A 1,607-nucleotide genomic window follows, 5' to 3' on the forward strand; every position below is an offset into this window, starting at 1 on the left:
CTATGCTTTTCTTAAGCGGTTAGTGAAGCAGTTTGATGAACCGAAGGTTGTAGTCACAGATAAAGCACCCTCTATTACAAGTACCTTTAAGAAACTAAAAGAATACGGCTTTTATCAAGGGACAGAACATCGTACCATTAAATACCTGAATAAAATACCTGAATAATTTGATTGAACAAGACCATCGTCCAGTAAAGAGACGCAATAAATTCTATCGAAGTTTACGCACTGCCTCTACCACGATTAAAGGCATGGAAGCCATTCGATGATTATATAAGAAAACCCGAAAAGAAGGCACTCTCTTCGGGTTTTCGGTCTGTACTGAAATCAAGGTATTATTGGGAATCCCAGCTTAAATCATAGATACCGTAAGGGATTTTATTCTTTATTTAAAGGCTTTTATCAAGGGACAGAACATCGTACCATTAAATACCTGAACAATTTAATAGAACAAGATCATCGACCAATTAAGCGACGGAATAAATTTTATCGAAGTCTCCGGACTGCCTCATCCACGATTAAGGGCATGGAGACCATTCGAGGAATATATAAAAAGAACCGAAGAAATGGAACATTCTTCGGCTTTTCAGTTTCTACTGAAATCAAAATATTAACGGGAATACCTGCTTAGATTGACGGTTGGTCAGAGATAGTGTTTTTGAGTTTCAGACTTTGCAACAGAACCCTTATTTTGCATTTTAAAAGGGGCTTAAGCTCAAAATTTACAAATATCAAACATATACATAATCTTGAATACCATGGACATCTAAAATCACACCATATAAATAACCTCCATAAACAGCACCTCCATCAATACCTATTTTATTATCATTTATCCATATATCATATTTATTATTTTTATTAAGGATTTTCGTTTCAGTATGACCAAAAACTATAGTTTTATTTAACCTATTTGGCGTAAAATGAAAGTCTTCTCTAATCCACATAAAATCTCTAATACTTGTATCTTTCCAATTATTAATTTTGAGATTTACACCTGCATGAACAAAAATATAGTCATTCCATTCATAAAAATTTGGTAAATAAGTTAAAAACTCTATTAATTTATCATTATTTTTTTTTATGTCTAATACTATATCCTTAAATGTATTATTCTCGGAATAACCAAAACTTTCTAATGTTTTCAATCCCCCATTTTTAATATAATTTTCTTTAAAATCTTCAGTTTTATTTAAAAAATTTAAAAATAAATCTTCATGATTTCCTTTAATTAATATAGCTCCATAGTTATCACATAAATACTTTGCTAAATAAAAACATTCATAAGATTGTAAACCTCTATCACACAAATCCCCTAATAATATTAGCTGTTGTCTATTCGAATCCCAGTATTTAAGTATTTCTTTAAATTTTTTATATTCTCCATGTATATCACTAACTACAAATACTTCGTTATACATCCAAACACTCCAATACATTATTTTGAATTTAATTATAATTTAAAATATTACTCTAATTATTTTATTCATGCTTATCTTTCGAAAAAATATAGTACTAAACTCAAAAAATTAACTGAAACAATACAATATACTTATTTTGCATCTTAAGGGGGTATTTAGAGCAAAATTTAAAAATATATAGTTTAT

At 29.2% G+C, this 1,607-nt stretch carries 2 protein-coding genes and 1 pseudogene; 2 read left to right on the forward strand and 1 reads right to left on the reverse strand.

Going from position 1 to position 1,607, the window contains the following annotated elements:
• Positions 1-356, forward strand: a pseudogene (locus tag NE257_RS11070) (DDE-type integrase/transposase/recombinase); the annotation flags it as partial.
• Positions 335-631 (forward strand): DDE-type integrase/transposase/recombinase, encoded by a 297-nt coding sequence (locus NE257_RS11075; RefSeq protein ID WP_420871143.1) that lies wholly within the window; start codon positions 335-337, stop codon positions 629-631. The pseudogene NE257_RS11070 and the gene NE257_RS11075, both read left to right, overlap by 22 nt.
• Positions 632-731: 100 nt before the next feature.
• Here NE257_RS11075 and NE257_RS11080 read toward each other — a convergent pair whose 3' ends face one another.
• Positions 732-1,421 carry a metallophosphoesterase gene (locus NE257_RS11080; RefSeq protein WP_058138318.1) on the reverse strand — a complete coding sequence of 230 codons (690 nt, stop codon included), beginning with the start codon at positions 1,419-1,421 and terminating at the stop codon, positions 732-734.
• Positions 1,422-1,607 lie beyond the last annotated feature (186 nt).

Source organism: Enterococcus italicus, assembly GCF_023743875.1.
In the GTDB taxonomy this organism is placed as follows: domain Bacteria; phylum Bacillota; class Bacilli; order Lactobacillales; family Enterococcaceae; genus Enterococcus_G; species Enterococcus_G italicus.

Excerpts from the sequence above, each read along its gene's own strand:
- NE257_RS11080 (WP_058138318.1), bottom strand. The coding sequence starts at position 1,421 with ATGTATAACGAAGTATTTGTAGTTAGTGATATACATGGAGAATATAAA.